Raw genomic sequence first — 18211 nt, forward strand, 5'->3', positions numbered from 1 at the left:
GGATTATATTTGTATGGTATAATATTCTTCTGGGGGTGACCTGATTTTGGCCAGAAGAAAAAAGAGGAAAAAAAAGGGCGCTGGTTTTAGCGGCGTTTTAAAATATGAAATTTACGGGATTGTGCTTATTACCCTTGCTGTCATTGCATTATCGGGTGAAGCCACCGTTGGACGTTCGCTTTCCAAGATGTTCGGACTGATGCTTGGTAAGTTTTATTTTGCGATTCCACTTGTTGGTATTTATTATGGTCTCATGGTGATGATTCACCGGAAATGGCCGAGTGGCTGGACCACGCGCAAGACAGGACTGGTATTGCTGGTCTTTGCCTTAACTCTGATGAGTACCGTCTCTGCAATGCACCAGAAGCTCATTCCGGTGGGTGCGCTTGAGCCTGGTGCTGTGATTACACAGGTACATAATGATATGCAAACCGAGTTGCTAACTCCTGCTGCGCCAGGTGAGAGGGACTCCATGCTTAACAAGGATATCAGTGGTGGTTATCTCGGAGCTGGGCAATTTGCCCTGTTCCTGTGGCTGTTCGGTAGCCTTGGGGCAAGACTCATCATGATCGTCATGTTTGTCATCAGTTTTATGCTGATTACGAGTCTTTCTTATGTGGATTTGATCCGAATATTCCGAACCAAGATCTGGGATGCCGGAAGTTCAATGTACAAGAAGCTGGAGGCAAGGCCCTCTGCACGTTCTGCTTCAACTTCTGATGCCAGGAAGAAAGGGAACGCTCGTAAAGTGGTACCTGTCCCTGTTGAAGATGATGAAGACGAGTATGAGGATGAATTAGAGGAACAGCATCTGCCTAAACGAAAAGCGCCAATTTTCTTCCAACTGTTTGGAAAATGGGGAGCTGATCGGGAACAGGCGAAATCAGGACGTGAAATCGATCAGGCGGATTCGGCAGAAACAGAACAGATTGTCTACCGTGCCGAACAAGATCACCGTCCAGATGCTTGGCAGGATGCAACCGAAGACGTAGCGGATAAATCCGCTTCATCACATGTTCCCGTTCAGGCTAAACCTAACTCTGCGCCGATCATTCGAGACTTTTTCGAGCATGTGAGAGCAGAAGATTCAAGTATTGAAGATGATCTGGATGATGCTTATCCTTTCCCGGATGATCTCACCGATACTAACGCTGTTCAAGAGGGCGAGCGTGCCATTAAAATAACGGATGAACTGGTAGAGACAGAGTGGTCTGCATCCGATGCGGGAACGGGCGTGCCGAATGCTGTGGATGACATTCAGAGTGGAGAAGAAGTGCTGAATGATGCAACGTCGGTAACAGATAGTCCAACTTCTGATGGGCAGGACGTACAACCAATCAAACCACCACCTCCGCCACCGAAGCCGTACAAGCTGCCTTCATTCCGTCTCCTTGCCAAGCCGAACAATGGGGGCAAAGCGGGTGACCAGAAGGATTACATGCAGACAGCGCGCAAACTGGAAGCCACACTGGAAAGCTTCGGTGTTCGCGCCAAAGTACTTGAAGTGGTTCGAGGACCTGCTGTTACAAGGTATGAAATTCAGCCCGATATTGGTGTTAAAGTCAGCAGGATTGTCAGTCTTACTGATGATATCGCATTGGCTCTGGCCGCAAAAGATATCCGGATGGAAGCGCCGATTCCCGGGAAGTCCGCAATAGGTATCGAGGTACCTAATGGCGAGGTGTCGGTTGTAACGATGCGTGAAGTAATGGAGACAGCAACGTTCCAGGATGCAGAATCCAAAGTGACCATTGCATTTGGCCGAGATATCTCTGGACAGACGATCATTGGTAACTTGGCTCGTATGCCCCATTTGCTGGTCGCAGGTGCTACAGGTTCCGGTAAGTCGGTATGTATTAACGGCATCATTACCAGCATATTGTACAAAGCGAAGCCGGATGAAGTGAAGTTCTTGATGGTCGATCCCAAGATGGTTGAGTTGAACGTATATAACGGAATTCCCCATCTGATGGCGCCGGTAGTAACGGATCCTAAACGAGCGTCACTTGCGCTCAAAAAGATCGTGGTTGAGATGGAGAAAAGATATGAACTGTTCTCCAAATCCGGTACGCGGAACGTTGAAGGATACAACAATCTGATGAAAGATAATCCTGCCGCTGTTCTACCGTATATCGTTGTTATTGTGGACGAGCTTGCAGATCTCATGATGGTTGCAGCCGGAGATGTGGAAGATGCGATTGCGCGACTTGCCCAGATGGCTCGTGCAGCCGGAATCCATCTGATTATTGCCACACAACGTCCTTCCGTTGACGTTATTACCGGGGTAATCAAGGCTAACATTCCTTCCCGGATTGCCTTCGGGGTATCCTCACAAGTGGATTCCCGAACGATTCTGGATATGGGTGGGGCTGAGAAGTTGTTGGGCCGTGGAGACATGCTGTTCATGCCTATGGGCGCATCGAAACCGGTTCGTGTACAAGGCGCCTTTATGAGCGATGAAGAAGTCGAAAATATTGTTAATTATGTACGAGGTCAAGGTGAAGCGCAGTATGATGAGTCCATTGTACCTGAGGTAGATGACTCCATTCAGGCAGCTGATGAAGTACAGGATGAGTTATATGAGCAAGCTGTACAGATTATTTTGGAGGCAAAACAAGCTTCAGTCTCCCTGCTACAACGTCGTATGCGGGTTGGTTACACGCGTGCAGCACGTTTAATTGACTCCATGGAAGCCCGAGGTGTAATTGGTCCTTACGAGGGCAGCAAACCACGGGAAGTGCTGGTTTCACTCGAACAGTATCAACAGAATAAAATAAGCTCGTAGTGTAACATGTAACATGGTTACAATGAATCGTTTAAGCCCTCAACCTTATTGGTTGAGGGCTTTTTGCTTGCCCATCGGACTGAACTTTTGCCATCTACTCCAAAGATCGGATGTTTTGGTGCATAGGAAGCAAGCAGGCTTGTCATAATAACCTTAGCGATTCTGTTAATCCCACAAGAGAAAGGTAGAGCACAGTCTATGCGAAAAATGAACCTATGGCTTTTCACTGCTATTTTGCTGATATCCGCATTGGGAATTCGTTATTTGCTTCCTGGGAATGCAGCAACTGAAAGTTCAGCCGAGCGTACACCGCAGGTAGAAGAAAAGGCCTTACCTACGTTTAGCAGCAATACAGTGAAATATGGAAGTTACGGTCAGGATGTATACGAGCTTCAGGGTCGTCTGAAGTACTTGGGATTTTACAATGGTAAAATCGACAGTAATTTTGGCAGCAGCACGCTGAAATCGGTCAAATGGTTTCAATCCGAGTTTGGCATGAAGGCAGATGGTGTGGTTGGAGCTGCAACCAAGCTCAAGCTGTACAATGCTTCAACCAAATGGTCGCCAACAGAACCGCCACTTCACAAGGAATCCTCAGGTGGGGGTGAGGGCAGCGGCAGCAACACAGCAGACAAAGAGCAGGATAATATGGGGTCTGCCAATGCACTCGGTCTCTCGGAGAATGAACTCAAAATTATGGCTAACGCTGTCTATGGCGAGGCCCGGGGGGAACCGTTCGAAGGTCAAGTCGCAGTAGCAGCAGTAATTCTGAATCGCGTAAATTCACCAAGTTTTCCAAGTACGCCTTCTGGCGTAATCTTTCAGCCTGGTGCATTTACGGCTGTAGCGGACGGACAGATATACCTGGAACCGAACGCACAAGCCAAAAAGGCAGTTGAACAAGCATTGAATGGCTGGGACCCGTCAGGCGGATGCCTCTATTATTTTAATCCGAAGACAGCAACATCCAAATGGATCTGGACCCGTCCACAGGTGAAAACAATCGGGCAGCATATTTTTTGTATGTGATGATGTTGGAAGCAACCAGAAGGCTTGACTTCGGTTGCTTCTTGCCTTTTGATTGGGTTAAAATGGTTGTTACGTTTAAGCTTCACGATTGCACGATAAATGACGCCGTAAAGGGGTTTTGACATTTGAATACATCAGGATTCGAACGAGGTAGCAAGAGAGAGTTTCGTATACATGTGCTTCCGACCAAACGTTTCAAAACGTTCGCGATATCGCTATATGCAGGAGTTCCTTTGCGGGAAGATACGGTAACCAAAGTAGCCTTGACACCTTTTGTTCTACGGCGCGGCACCGAATCTTATCCGGAAACAACGCAATTTCGTGAACAACTGGAACATCTGTATGGAGCAGGTTTTGGTTTTGACGTGTATAAACGCGGGGATTACCAGATCGTACAGTTCCGGATGGATACCATTAATGATTCCTTCGTTGGAGGGGATGAGCAGTTACTGGATCGTTCATTTGCCTTCCTTGGAGAGGTTCTTACCCGACCTGCACAGGAGAATGGACATTTCAGGACGTCTTATGTACAAGCAGAGCGAGAGACTGTACGTAAAAAGCTGGAGTCCATCGTGAATGATAAAATGCGCTATGCTGCTGAACGCAGTATTGAGGAAATGTGCAAGAACGAGCCGTACCGGCTTCACCCATTGGGTGAGCGCAAGGATCTTCCCGGGATTGAGCCTGACACACTGACTACCTCTTATCAAGAGTGGCTACAGCAGGCGAGCATGGATCTGTATGTGGTGGGGGATACGACACTGGAGGAGGTTGAGAACCTCGTTCAGCGTCATTTTAATGTGGATCGAACATCCTCCTCCGATTATCAGACACAGGCAGCGGTTCGAGGGGATAAGGAAGTAGAGACTGTAGTTGAGCGACTGAAGGTGGGTCAGGGAAAACTTAATATGGGACTACGCACATCGATTACCTATGGAGATCCTCAGTATGCAGCAGCGCTAATGTACAACGGGATTCTCGGCGGATATCCTCATTCCAAGCTGTTTGTGAATGTTCGTGAAAAAGAAAGTCTGGCGTATTACGCGTCTTCCCGATATGACGGACACAAAGGCATTGCAACGATTCAATCCGGGATTGAAATCCCCAACTATGAGAAGGCTGTCACGATCATCAAGCAGCAGCTGGAAGAAATGAAAAGCGGTACAATCAGTGATCTGGAAATGTCCCAGACCAAAGCGATGATCCGTAATCTGCTTAAGGAAATGCAGGATTCTGCCTTTGAAATGATCGCTTATGACTTCAATCGGCAGTTGTCTGGCAAAGAGAGAACGGCTGAAGAACTGTTGACTCAGGTAGAACACATTAGCAAGGAAGATGTTCGTGAGGCGGCAGAACAATTCCGTCTGGATACGATTTATTTCTTGCGGGACGAGAAGGAGGAATAATCGGTGGAGAGCATTCGGTATGAGCATTTGCAGGAGACACTATATTACGAAGTGATGGATAACGGACTGCATGTCTATATTTTGCCTAAACCGGGATTCCAGAAAACGTATGCGACGTTTGCAACCAAGTATGGATCGGTGGATAATCATTTTCAGGTTGAAGGACAGGAAGAAGTGAAGGTTCCGGATGGGATTGCGCATTTTCTGGAGCATAAAATGTTCGAAGAACCAACGGGCGATATTTTTGCGACGTTTGCGTCTCACGGTGCCTCAGCTAACGCGTTTACGAGCTTTGATCAGACGGTTTATTTGTTTTCAGCGACCGAATATGTGAATGAAAATATACAAACATTAGTCGACTTTGTGCAAAATCCTTACTTCACGGATCAAAATGTGGAAAAGGAAAAAGGCATTATTGGACAGGAAATTAACATGTATGCTGATAATCCGGATTGGCGTGTTTATTTTGGACTGATCGAAGCTATGTATCAGAAACATCCGGTGCATATCGATATTGCAGGAACGGTGGAATCCATCAGTACGATCACGAAGGAAACGCTGTATTCCTGCTATAACTCCTTCTATCACCCGAGCAATATGCTCTTGTTTGTGGTGGGAGGTGTCGATCCCCAGGAAGTCATTGATATGGTTCGTTCGAACCAGGAACAGAAGGACTATAAGCCACAGGGCAGTATTCAACGCTTCTTCGAACAGGAGCCTGAGCAGGTAGGAGAAGCCAGACGGGAAGCGAAACTGGCGGTTTCCTTGCCCAAATGTTTATTTGGATTCAAGGAGACAGACGTTGGACTCACTGGAGAAGAACTGTTACGGCGAGATACGACAACGCAGTTGATGATGGATCTTCTGTTCGGCTCAAGCACGAGGTTATTTCAGAAGCTCTACGATGAAGACCTGATCTCGGACAGCTTTGGACATGAGTATAACAGTTCGCCGCAATACGCGTTTTCAGCCATTGGTGGGGATACGAAAGACCCGGACCAACTGCTGGCGCGTATACGTGAAGAAGTGGATGCTATTGTGCAAAAAGGGTTTGATTCTACGGATTTTGAACGTTCACGAAAAAAGAAAATAGGCGGATATTTGCGTATGCTCAATTCTCCGGAGAACATTGCACATGAATTTACACGTCAGCAATTCCGTGGGGGTGATTTCTTCAATATGCTGCCGCTCTATGAATCGATTACACTGGAAGATGTAAATCGCAGACTGAGAGAGCATATTCGTTGGGATCAACTGGCCGTATCGCTAGTCGTGAGTCCTTGATATGGAGAGGGGAACAGGACATTTGAAGGCAATTGGGGAAATGACTGTACTGGTTACTGGCGCAAGCGGTGGTATTGGAGCGGCTATCGCAGAACGCTTCGCCAGAGTGGGAATGAATGTTGTTATACACTATATGAAATCGCATGAAGCAGCGAATGAAGCCGCCAGGCGGTGCATGGAACAAGGCAGTGGAAAAATCATGACCGTGTCTGCGGATCTTCGCAGCCGGGAACAGATTGAGCGCATGCGTGAGAAGCTGGAGTCGCACAATCTCATGCCAGATATCCTTGTGAACAACGCAGGCATCTCGCACTATGGGATGTTGGCTGATGTTACAGAGGAGATCTGGGATGAAGTGATGGCGATTAACCTCAAAGGCACGTTTATGTGTACACAGGAAATGATGCCGCACATGATCTCCCAAAGGTATGGCCGAATCATTAATGTATCGTCAATCTGGGGACTGTCTGGTGCTTCTTGTGAGGTGCTGTATTCCACAACCAAGGGTGGGGTGAATGCATTCACCAAAGCGCTTGCGAAAGAACTCGCACCTTCCGGAGTAACCGTAAATGCCGTTGCTCCTGGCGCCGTTCAGACATCCATGCTGAACCATCTGGATCAAAGTGAACTGAAGATGCTGGAAGAGGAAATTCCGGCAGGAAGACTTGCTCAACCTGATGAAATCTCATCACTGGTTTATTTTCTGGCCCTCCCTGAATCGGGTTATATCAATGGGCAGATTATCAGTCCAAATGGCGGTTGGTTAACGTAAAAAAGCAAAAAACTTGACTAGCTATGAACGAAACAGGTGAAAGTCGCCGAGATGCAGCCGTCTTCTCGATTATTTTCAAAATGCTCGTATATAAAATGTCTCGAAAGCACATATTACAACTGTTGATTTTAAATCTCATGCGACAGCTAAGGAGGATTTATCATGTCAACAGAAAAAACAGTGCTCTCCAGTTTTGACACATGGAAGAAGTTCCTGGGTGACCGCGTACTGCAAGCAGAGAAGATGGGGATGAGTGAAGATACCATCAACAAACTTGCGTATGAAATCGGTGACTTCCTCGATGAGAAAGTCGATCCGGCGAATCATTCCAACCGGGCATTGAAAGAACTATGGGATGTCGGCGATGCAGATGAGCGTCGTACGATTGCGTGCCTGATGGTCAAATTGGCCAAACAAAACGCATAAGATTTCAGATGAAGAGCTCCCGCAAGGGGGCTTTTCTCTAATGATTACAAACGGATTACAGAGCTGTTCTTGTAATTCATTTTCATTTTATATATCATTAACGTGACCCATTTTTAGAAGATGTCTCAGATTGTTGTCCAGTGGACACGTTCTGTTGCTGTCGAATAATGTGGAATAATGCATTACGGGGTGTTGAAATGGAATCTAAACAATGGTACATGGAATATAAAATACATAAGAACAGACCTGGTTTGTTAGGCGATATTGCCTCTATGCTGGGGATGCTTGAAGTAAATATATTGACCATTAACGGTGTAGAAGGCAAAACCCGAGGTATGCTACTTGAATCGGATGATGATGAGAAGATTCGTTTGCTTGGTGAAATGCTTGCCAAAGTAAACAGCATCACCGTATCGGCTTTGCGTCAACCTAAATTGGTGGATATTCTGGCCGTACGTCATGGCAGATACATTGACCGTGACTCGGATGATCGCAAGACATTTCGTTTTACACGAGATGAACTTGGGTTACTTGTGGACTTTTTGGGTGAAGTATTTAAGAGGGAAGGTAATCAGGTCATCGGCTTGCGCGGCATGCCTCGTGTTGGCAAGACGGAGTCCATCATTGCGGGTAGCGTATGTGCAATGAAGCGTTGGACGTTTGTTTCCTCGACACTTCTTCGTCAGACCATAAGGAGCCAGCTCTCCGAGGACGAATTGAACCCAAACAATGTGTTCATTATCGACGGTATTGTTAGCACCATCCGCTCCAGTGAGCGGCATTACAACCTGTTGCAGGATATTATGACCATGCCTAGCACCAAAGTTATTGAACATCCGGATATTTTTGTACAGGAATCCGAATATGATTTTAATGATTTTGATATTATTATTGAACTTCGCAACAATCCGAATGAAGAAATTATTTATGATACGTTTACGGCTAGCTACACCGATGAATTGTAAGGAACCGTACGGAATCATGGAATAGATTAGCAACAACTCAAGAGATAAACATAAGGAGGAGATGGCATGTCTGAACTGGGTCAGCAGTTAAGAGAGGCCCGGCTGCAAAAAGGGATGAGTCTTGACGATGTACAGGAAATGACAAAAATTCGCAAGAGGTATCTGGAGGCCATAGAAGCAGGAGACTACAAAGTGCTGCCGGGCAGCTTCTATGTGCGTGCTTTCATTAAAACCTATGCGGAGACCGTGGGACTGAACCCTGATGAGCTGCTGGAGGGACACAAAAAAGACGTACCGGCAGAAGAGGCGGAAGCAACAATGGAACCGGTTATTCAGAAGCGTTCCAGCCGTCCGGTTGAGCGTAGTAATCGATGGATGTCAGTTGCACTGATGTGGACATTCCCGATTCTGATTGTTGTTTTATTGTATGCTTACGTTGTGTTGAATAAGGATGATCCTGAGGATAACCAAGGGCTGGACTCGGTCAAAATTACAGACAGTCAACAGCAGCCTGAGGATAAACCGGATCAACCTGCAGACAACGGACAGGCGTCTAACCCTCCTGCGACGGATTCAGGCACTGATGAGGGTACTGGTGAAGGTGACGCTGGTGGTAACGGTGGTGGTGCGGACACTGAAGGACAGACGGATGGTCAAACTGATGGCCAAACAGACGGACAGACGGGTGAAGATCAGGAAGAACCGACAGACAATTCACCTTCTACTGTAACGGTTGCAGAAGATGGGAAATCCGGGAATATTACGAACTTCAAAGTCAACGGAAGTGCAGGTAAGCCTGTTACGGTTACGATCAAAGCAACAGGTCATAGCTGGCTGGAAGTGTACAAGGGCGAGAACTCCAGTGGAGAGAAGTTGGAATATGGTAATACAGCCGAAGGCGACAGCTTTACCTTTGAGCTGGATAGTGCAGGTATGTATATTAAGTCCGGTTACGCTGCAGCGACCACGATTGAGGTTGGTGGGCAAGTTGTAACGGATGGCAAGGCGACCAATCGGATCCGTCTGCAGCTTGGTGAAGATAGTGGCAGTACTGCTTCTTCTACAGGTGTTGAAAATGGATCTACGGACGGTACAGAGGGTACCACTGGCAGCGAATAACCGAGTCAACTGCAGGAGACAATAACGTTGTCTTAACTTGCAGTTAACTTTTGGTGAAGTGAGGTGGATGGCTATGACAGTCAGCTGGATCGTAACGGGTTTAGGGATCATTGTCAGCCTCCTGGGTTATTACCTGACTCCAAGTGCTTGGGGTTACGGAATATTGGGTTTTGGACTTGCACATGTGCTTCTGGGTGTGCTCGATATGTTCAGACAGCCCAACCGTAGCCGCTATTAGTTGGAAGCTGGACCAGCAAGCATTTTTGGCAACCACCTCAAGTGGAAACCAAAAATGCTTTTTTCTTTGTACAAAATGGCTTGAAATTAGACTTTTGCTTAAGGTATCCTCTATAATGTTACAGAACATACGATTAACTGAAAGGGTGACTGGTTTGAGTTCAGAAAATTCATTTGATATCGTGTCCAAAATGGACTTGCAAGAACTGACAAATGCCGTTACACAAACCGAGAAGGAAATTGGCACTCGTTATGACTTCAAGGGCAGCAAAAGCAGTCTGAAACTGGATAAGGATGCGTTAACGATCGTATCTGATGATGAGACCAAACTCAAGGCTGTCATTGATGTGCTGCAATCCAAAATGGCGAAGCGTGGTCTACCATTGAAAAACATTGATTATGCCAAAGTGGAGCCAGCGTCTTCTGGTACAGTCCGCCAGCGTTTGAATTTCAAACAGGGGATTGATCAGGACATCGCCAAGAAAATCAATATTCTTATTCGGGACTCCAAGATGAAAGTGAAGAGTCAGATTCAGGGAGACCAGCTGCGGGTAACTGGTAAGAGTAAAAATGATTTGCAAGCAGTAATGCAGCTGTTAAACGGTGCTAACCTGCCTCTGGATTTGCAATATACAAATTTCAAGTAATATGGCCTTTTTGTAGCAAAAGTGTTTTTTGACACGCTATTGGGCGTATATTATACTAAGTGTGCATTGCTGGCAGTCATGCATCAAGTCCAGTCCTCATCGTTTGCTGACTTTGTGAAAAGCAGTACATCTTCTGGAAGTCACCGGGACGTTTAAAGCGGTTTTGCTTTTGAGCGGTTGACTTTATTTTTTGCGTTTCTACATAGTGGGATCATGTTAATTTGGATTGACATTGAAACTGTACATTTCATGTTCCGGATGATGATAACGGGATTATGATGAATGTTTGGAGTAATGGAGGATATGAGGGAGGGCGTCTTGTGAATTTACCCAACCGGATTACGCTTGCACGAATTTGCTTAATCCCTTTTTTGATGGTGTTCCTGCTCGTGGATTTTCCATTTTATCCAGAGCCGCTTCAGCTTGGAAGCTTTTCGCTTCCGTATAATCAACTGATTGCTGCTGTTATTTTTATCATCGCTGCAAGCACAGATGGAATTGACGGATACCTTGCGCGGAAAAATAACATGGTTACCAATCTGGGAAAACTGCTTGATCCACTAGCAGACAAGCTGTTGGTTACTGCAGTATTGATCTCGCTTGTGGAGATGGGCAAGCTGGATTCCTGGATTGCAGTTGTTATTATTAGTCGTGAGTTTGCAGTTACCGGCTTGCGTCAAATTGCATTGCTGGATGGTTCGGTTGTCGCCGCCAGTGCATGGGGCAAGCTGAAAACGGTAGTGCAGATTGTGGCGATTGTGCTGTTGCTGTTGAACAATTTCCCGTTTTCATACACGGGTATTCACGTCGATATTATCGCGGTATGGGCAGCAGCGCTTATTACCATCTGGTCGGGTATCGATTACTTTATCAAAAACAAAAACCTGCTTCATTTAACAAAAGCATAATGGTTTGCTTTTAAAATGGGTAATCAAGAAGGAAGCATTGGGTCAGGGGCAATAGGAATTTATCCTATTGCCCTTTGATCACTCACCACGTGTACAGGAGGATGCTCAATGAAGGCAGAAATCATTGCAGTTGGCACAGAGCTGCTGCTTGGACAAATCGTCAATACCAATGCCAGATACCTATCCCGTGAATTGGCTGCGATGGGGATCGATGTATATTTCCAAACGGTGGTTGGGGACAACCTGAATCGGCTCAGTGAAGCCATTCGCATTGCGCAGGGCCGTGCAGACGTTATTTTATTTTCCGGCGGCATTGGGCCTACCCAAGATGATCTGACCAAGGATGCGCTTGCAGCTGTTCTTAACCGGAAATTGCATATCGATCGAATGGCTATGGACAAAATCGAGAGCTTTTTCAGAGATCGAAATGTCGATATGACAGAGAATAACCGACGTCAGGCGATCGTTATTGATGGCGGGACACCTCTGGCCAATGAAACAGGCCTTGCGGCAGGGAATGCAATCTCTGACAATGATAAATATTATGTGGTGATGCCTGGACCACCTAAAGAGCTAATCCCAATGTTTGAACAGGAAGTCAAGCCTTGGCTGTTCCAGCATGTACTCACAGAAGAGATGCCGATCTACTCCCGAATGCTCAAATTCGCAGGTATTGGTGAATCTGCTCTGGAGGATCGACTTCTGGACCTGATTGACGCGCAGACAGACCCTACGATTGCTCCTTACGCGAGCGAAGGCGAAGTTACAGTACGTGTCTCCACCAAGGCCGCGAGTGAGGGAGAGGCGAAGCTGAAGCTGGATGCGATGGAAGTCCAGATTCGGGAACGTTTGACAGAACATCTCTACGCGAACGAGGATGTGCCTATAGAGTACACCATTGTAACTATGATGTCTGACATGGGTCTGACGCTTAGCGCAGCGGAGAGCTGTACAGGAGGGCTTGTCATGCAAAGTCTGACTTCTGTACCCGGAAGTGCGTCGATGCTTAAAGGCGGAATTGTGTGTTACTCCAATGAAATTAAAGAAAAGCTGCTGAATGTGCCTCATGATTACCTGGAAGGTGAAGATGCACCTGGCGCGGTAAGTCCAGAGGTTGCTAAAGTGCTTGCTGAGCAGATCCGCATGATTGGCGATGCTGATTTTGGCCTGGCCGTTACCGGTGTAGCTGGACCGGGATATTCGGAACGCAAGCCACCTGGACTTGTCTTCATCGCTCTTGCTGAACGTGGAAAAGAGACGGAAATTCATGAGCTGCGCATCAATGGTAATCGTGAGACGGTTCGCATTCGTTCAGCTAAAGCGATTCTCTATCGCTTATGGCAAAAACTTGTGGCAATGGATTGATTAGTTAACCACATGGATTGCATTTGCAGTTCCAAGCAAGTATAATTAAGGAAGACGGAAGAACCGTAGAATTAGGCTTTGCAGCCTTGTTTACGGTTCTTTTTTCTGTTTAATGGAAAGTTTCTTTGAGGAAGAGGCGCCTCGGCCTTCACAAAAAAACGAATGTATGTTCGAAAAAAAGCTTGGCAAACGTGTTAAAACAAGGTATCATTATCTTATAAACAGTAAAGGGTGTGAGCTTATTGTCAGACCGTCGTGCCGCGCTTGATATGGCGCTCCGTCAAATAGAGAAGCAATTTGGTAAAGGATCCATCATGAAACTGGGTGAGTCCACTCATATGAACGTGGAAATTATTCCCAGTGGTTCCTTGGCTTTGGATATTGCATTAGGAACAGGCGGCTTGCCTAAAGGCCGTATTGTTGAAATATATGGACCTGAATCTTCAGGTAAAACAACTGTCGCATTGCATGCGATTGCTGAAGTACAACGTGTTGGTGGACAAGCAGCATTTATCGATGCCGAGCATGCTCTTGATCCTCAATATGCAAGCAAATTGGGTGTTAACATTGACGAATTGCTTCTATCTCAGCCAGATACGGGTGAGCAAGGGCTGGAAATTGCAGAAGCTCTTGTACGCAGTGGTGCAGTAGATATCGTCGTTATTGACTCCGTAGCTGCATTGGTTCCAAAAGCAGAGATTGAAGGCGAAATGGGTGATTCACACGTCGGTTTGCAAGCGCGTTTGATGTCTCAGGCGCTACGTAAATTGTCTGGTGCAATCAGCAAATCCAAAACAATTGCAATCTTCATCAACCAGCTTCGTGAGAAAGTCGGCGTTATGTTTGGTAACCCGGAAACAACACCTGGTGGTCGTGCTCTGAAGTTTTATTCCACAGTACGTCTGGATGTACGTCGTATTGAGAGTATCAAATCAGGCAATGACATGATTGGTAACCGTACTCGTATTAAAGTTGTGAAAAACAAAGTAGCACCTCCGTTTAAACAAGCGGAAGTGGATATCATGTATGGTGAGGGTATCTCGAGAGAAGGCAGTATCATTGACATTGGTACAGAGCTGGACATCGTTAATAAAAGTGGTGCATGGTACTCATACGAAGGCGAGCGTTTAGGACAAGGACGTGAGAACGCGAAGCAGTTCATGAAAGAGCATAAAGACATTGCTGAAATCATTGAACAAAAGATTCGTGTAGCTAGTAACTTGACTACTGCAGTTCCTGCGCCAACTAGTGAAGAGCAACAAAAAGAAGCAGAAGAAGAACAAGAACTGTTTGAAATCAACGAGTAATCCTCCCAAACCCTCCCTTGTGGGGAGGGCCCGGAGGGCGTTGCCCTCTGGACTCCGTAAACTTGCCTGATTGAGTTTGGCTCGATCTGGATAAGGAATTATGGTGGGAGTGCTCTCGCTGTCCAACAGCCCCTGTCCCAGTGGACAGGGGCTGTTGGCACGCTGACTGTCAGAGGTGACTGTGGAGATAAAGGCCGGGCTGAGTTCCCGGCCTTTTGTGTTAGCGTCCGCTGTCTTCTGTTAAGATGCGCTTAGTGTAGTTAGCATGAAAATGTGTTATGAAAGGGGAGACCTGAATGGATCAACATGACGAGGATTTATATGAAGAAGCAGAACGGGACGGCCTCTCCCAATTTCCGGATAATGAAGAACTTACGATTACACGGGTAGAACGCACGAAGAGTAGGCAAGCTCGTTATCGAATTACTTTTGGCATCCACTCCATTACGGTTCTTGAAGATGTGATGATTAAATACAGGATGACGCAAGGTAATACGTTTATGAAGAAGGATCTGGAGGAAATCATCGTAGCGGACGAGCGGCAGCGGACGTATGCACAGTCTCTGCGCTTTCTGGAGCATAAGCCGCGTACACGTCATGAATTAAGTCAGAAACTTCGTCAGAAGGAGTTTGCCGCACCTTTGATTGAAGAGGCGCTGGATCGGCTTGAGCGGGAGAACCTGGTGGATGACGATCTATTTGCGAAGGAATGGACAAGACAGCGTATGGAGGGCAAGCGGAAGGGAAAACTGTGGATAAGGCAAGAGCTGCGTCAAAAGGGCATTGCCAATGATCTCATTGTTGAAGCACTGGAAGGTGTAAGTGCGGATGCGGAATTTGAGACTGCTTTGAGCGCCGGACGCAAAAAATGGAATCAGGTCAAAGGGGACGTCAAAGAGAAGAAACATAAAACGCTTCCCTTCCTGATGAGACGTGGTTTTTCAATGGATATGGTGCGCCGGGTCGTGAATTGTTTAATTGAAGAAGATGAGGCTGTGGACCCTGAAGATGACGAAGCGTTGTTATGGGATTAGCAGACTGGAGTCTCTATACTGCATTCTCTTGACAATTTCTTTCGTCAAATACTAAAATGGACATGAGTCTGTAAGAAATGGACAACCCTTTTTCCTTCCAAAAAAGCGGTTTCGGTTTCTTAAGATTTATACCATTCTTAATTATGGGTTCGCTGGAAACAGTGAATAGTACGTGGAAACATGTACATGTGAAATGAAAATCGGCGGGGGATCGCCGTGAGTATTCGTTATTCCCAAAAATATGTAAGGTTTGAAAACTGCAAATTGACCCAAGGAATGCCTTGGAGGAACCAACGAGGAGGTGAACAGTATGGAAATTGCAATCACGATCGCTCTCGTTGCAGCCGCGCTATTCATTGGGTTCGGAGTAGGATATTTTATTCGCAAATCTCTTGCAGAGGCTAAAATCTCTAGTGCGGAACAAGCTGCCGTACAAATCGTGGAGAACGCGAAGAAAGAGGCAGAAGCACTGAAGAAAGAAACGGTGCTGGAAGCGAAGGATGAAATTCATCGCATTCGCGCCGAGGCTGAAAAAGACACTCGTGAACGTCGGAATGAAATTCAACGACAAGAAAGACGATTGTTGCAAAAAGAAGAGTCGCTGGATAAAAAATTGGAATCACTCGAACGTAAAGAAGAGCAAGTGGCTAACAAAGAGAAACGAATTGATGAGACACAACAGCAGATCGAAATGATCTACAAAAACCAGGTGACGGAGCTGGAACGTATATCCAACCTCACTATGGAAGACGCACGCAGTATCATACTGTCCAACGTAGAACAGGAAGTTCGTCATGAGACGGCTCAAATGATCAAGGACATTGAACAACAAGCGAAGGAAGAAGCGGACAAAAAGTCCCGCGAGATTATTACACTCGCCATCCAACGTTGTGCGGCTGACCACGTAGCGGAAACAACGGTATCTGTTGTTACCCTGCCAAATGAAGAAATGAAAGGACGGATTATCGGTCGTGAAGGACGTAACATCCGTGCGCTTGAAACCCTTACAGGGATTGACCTCATTATCGATGATACGCCAGAAGCTGTTATTCTGTCGGGCTTTGACCCGATTCGCCGTGAGATCGCCCGTACTGCACTGGAGAAACTGGTGGCTGATGGACGTATTCACCCGGCACGGATTGAAGAGATGGTTGAGAAATCCCGCAAAGAAGTGGATGAGCGCATCCGTGAATACGGTGAGCAAGCTACCTTTGAAGTGGGCGTGCATGGTCTGCATCCGGATCTGATCAAAATTTTGGGCCGGTTGAAGTTCCGTACAAGCTACGGTCAGAACGTCTTGAAACATTCCATGGAAGTCGCTTATCTGGCTGGACTGATGGCTGGCGAACTCGGAGAAGACGTAACTCTGGCAAGACGTGCAGGTCTATTGCATGACATCGGTAAAGCGCTGGATCACGAAGTGGAAGGATCACACGTCGAAATTGGCGTGGAACTGGCGAAGAAATACAAAGAACATCCGGTTGTAATCAACAGTATCGCGTCCCATCACGGAGATTGCGAAGCGACTTCGGTCATTGCCATGTTGGTTGGCGCAGCAGATGCGCTCTCCGCAGCAAGACCAGGCGCACGCCGCGAAACGCTGGAAACGTATATCAAACGACTGGAGAAGCTGGAAGAGATTTCGGAATCCTTCGAAGGTGTCGAGAAATCGTATGCCATTCAGGCCGGACGCGAAGTTCGCGTTATGGTACAGCCTGAGAAGATCGATGATGCTGAAGCCTTCCGCTTGGCCCGTGACATCACGAAGATGATTGAGAATGAACTCGACTATCCGGGTCACATCAAAGTCACCGTCATCCGGGAAACCCGTGCGGTTGAATACGCAAAATAGAGCATTACGGAAAAGTGGCCGCAGTAGTGGGCCACTTTTCCTGTTGATAGCCTGTTAAAGGCTTTTTGTACGAAATACACATCATGGAGCATGAGATAGAGTCCTGCAAAGGTTCAACATTCGAAGTAAGAGGACTTTGCAGGAATTGAGGAGGCAGTAATCAATGAAAGTTTTGTTTATTGGTGACATTGTAGGCAACGTGGGACGTAAGGCATTAAAGGAAAATTTACCGTACCTGAAATCGAAGTATAAACCACATGTGGTCATTGTAAATGGTGAAAATGCGGCAGCAGGTCGCGGAATTACCGGTGCGATCGCAAATGAGTTTTTCAACTGGGGTGTACATGGTATTACACTTGGTAATCATACCTGGGACAATAAGGATATTTTTGATTTTATAGATGATGAGCCGCGCATGATTCGTCCAGCGAACTTTCCACCAGGAACACCAGGACGAGGATACACAGTAGTCAAAGGTGAGGGCAAAGAGTTGGCCATTGTCAATCTGCAAGGAAGAACGTTCCTGCCTGCCCTGGATTGTCCATTCCGTGTGGCTGATGAGATTGTAGACGAGCTACGCCAGGATTATAAATGTATTCTGGTCGATATGCATGCCGAAGCGACGTCAGAGAAGATTGCCATGGGATGGCATTTGGATGGACGCGCGTCGCTCGTTGTAGGTACACATACGCATGTACAGAGTAACGATGATCGGATTTTGCCTGGAGGAACGGCTTACTTGACGGATGCGGGCATGGTAGGGCCGCGTGATGGCATATTGGGCATGGAGCGTGAGGCCGTGCTGCGCAAGTTCTACACCCAGCTCCCTGTACGTTTCGTTGTGGATGATGGCAAATGGCATTTCCATGGTGTCTTAGTAGAAATTGATGAAGCTACAGGTGCGGCAACACGCATCGAAAAAATTCGTCTGATGGAGGACGAGTGGCGCATGGAATAGGGGTATTGTCCCATTTTGCAGGGAAACCCGTCTAAAAAGAAGGAATTTTTTTGCCTCCCGCGAATAACATCTAGTAAGTGGAAACAAACTTTCAACATTCCCAGGGAGGTACTTACC

At 46.7% G+C, this 18211-nt stretch carries 16 protein-coding genes; all 16 read left to right on the forward strand.

The window, feature by feature from the left end; all coding sequences use genetic code 11:
* Positions 1-46 precede the first annotated feature (46 nt).
* The 16 genes from NYE45_RS11175 to NYE45_RS11250 all read left to right on the forward strand — a co-directional run bounded on the left by NYE45_RS11175 (position 47) and on the right by NYE45_RS11250 (position 18094).
* On the forward strand, positions 47-2785 hold the full coding sequence (locus tag NYE45_RS11175) for a DNA translocase FtsK (protein ID WP_340016669.1): 2739 nt from the start codon (positions 47-49) through the stop codon (positions 2783-2785).
* A gap of 198 nt (positions 2786-2983) precedes the next feature.
* Positions 2984-3814 carry a spore cortex-lytic enzyme gene (gene sleB, locus NYE45_RS11180; protein WP_062833842.1) on the forward strand — a complete coding sequence of 277 codons (831 nt, stop codon included), beginning with the start codon at positions 2984-2986 and terminating at the stop codon, positions 3812-3814.
* A gap of 125 nt (positions 3815-3939) precedes the next feature.
* A complete protein-coding gene (locus NYE45_RS11185; RefSeq protein WP_340016670.1) occupies positions 3940-5220 on the forward strand; it encodes a pitrilysin family protein in 1281 nt (426 codons plus the stop codon).
* Positions 5221-5223: 3 nt separating this feature from the next.
* The gene (locus NYE45_RS11190) at positions 5224-6504 is read left to right on the forward strand and encodes a pitrilysin family protein (RefSeq protein ID WP_076330697.1); all 1281 of its coding nucleotides are present in this window, start codon (positions 5224-5226) and stop codon (positions 6502-6504) included.
* Position 6505: 1 nt separating this feature from the next.
* Positions 6506-7276: a 3-oxoacyl-ACP reductase FabG gene (gene fabG, locus NYE45_RS11195; protein ID WP_340016671.1), complete on the forward strand. Its 771-nt coding sequence runs from the start codon at positions 6506-6508 to the stop codon at positions 7274-7276.
* A 162-nt stretch (positions 7277-7438) separates the two neighbouring features.
* On the forward strand, positions 7439-7702 hold the full coding sequence (locus NYE45_RS11200) for a DUF3243 domain-containing protein (protein ID WP_062833846.1): 264 nt from the start codon (positions 7439-7441) through the stop codon (positions 7700-7702).
* Between the two features lie 197 nt (positions 7703-7899).
* On the forward strand, positions 7900-8667 hold the full coding sequence (locus tag NYE45_RS11205; protein WP_062833847.1) for a DUF3388 domain-containing protein: 768 nt from the start codon (positions 7900-7902) through the stop codon (positions 8665-8667).
* 66 nt (positions 8668-8733) lie between these two features.
* On the forward strand, positions 8734-9786 hold the full coding sequence (locus tag NYE45_RS11210) for a RodZ family helix-turn-helix domain-containing protein (RefSeq protein WP_340016672.1): 1053 nt from the start codon (positions 8734-8736) through the stop codon (positions 9784-9786).
* A 73-nt stretch (positions 9787-9859) separates the two neighbouring features.
* Positions 9860-10024 carry a hypothetical protein gene (locus NYE45_RS11215; RefSeq protein WP_167350848.1) on the forward strand — a complete coding sequence of 55 codons (165 nt, stop codon included), beginning with the start codon at positions 9860-9862 and terminating at the stop codon, positions 10022-10024.
* Positions 10025-10178: 154 nt separating this feature from the next.
* Positions 10179-10670, forward strand: a complete 492-nt coding sequence (locus tag NYE45_RS11220; RefSeq protein WP_017689115.1) for a YajQ family cyclic di-GMP-binding protein — start codon at positions 10179-10181, stop codon at positions 10668-10670.
* Positions 10671-10990: 320 nt separating this feature from the next.
* The gene (gene pgsA / locus NYE45_RS11225; RefSeq protein WP_062833849.1) at positions 10991-11578 is read left to right on the forward strand and encodes a CDP-diacylglycerol--glycerol-3-phosphate 3-phosphatidyltransferase; all 588 of its coding nucleotides are present in this window, start codon (positions 10991-10993) and stop codon (positions 11576-11578) included.
* 108 nt (positions 11579-11686) lie between these two features.
* Positions 11687-12943, forward strand: a complete 1257-nt coding sequence (locus tag NYE45_RS11230; RefSeq protein ID WP_062833850.1) for a competence/damage-inducible protein A — start codon at positions 11687-11689, stop codon at positions 12941-12943.
* Positions 12944-13185: 242 nt separating this feature from the next.
* Positions 13186-14250 carry a recombinase RecA gene (gene recA, locus NYE45_RS11235; protein ID WP_062833851.1) on the forward strand — a complete coding sequence of 355 codons (1065 nt, stop codon included), beginning with the start codon at positions 13186-13188 and terminating at the stop codon, positions 14248-14250.
* A gap of 296 nt (positions 14251-14546) precedes the next feature.
* On the forward strand, positions 14547-15284 hold the full coding sequence (locus NYE45_RS11240; RefSeq protein ID WP_145146944.1) for a regulatory protein RecX: 738 nt from the start codon (positions 14547-14549) through the stop codon (positions 15282-15284).
* 310 nt (positions 15285-15594) lie between these two features.
* Positions 15595-17136: a ribonuclease Y gene (rny, locus tag NYE45_RS11245; protein ID WP_036670418.1), complete on the forward strand. Its 1542-nt coding sequence runs from the start codon at positions 15595-15597 to the stop codon at positions 17134-17136.
* A gap of 163 nt (positions 17137-17299) precedes the next feature.
* The gene (locus NYE45_RS11250) at positions 17300-18094 is read left to right on the forward strand and encodes a TIGR00282 family metallophosphoesterase (protein ID WP_062833853.1); all 795 of its coding nucleotides are present in this window, start codon (positions 17300-17302) and stop codon (positions 18092-18094) included.
* The last annotated feature ends 117 nt before the right edge of the window (positions 18095-18211 follow it).

This window comes from Paenibacillus sp. FSL K6-1318 (assembly GCF_037976905.1).
Taxonomy (GTDB): domain Bacteria; phylum Bacillota; class Bacilli; order Paenibacillales; family Paenibacillaceae; genus Paenibacillus; species Paenibacillus amylolyticus_A.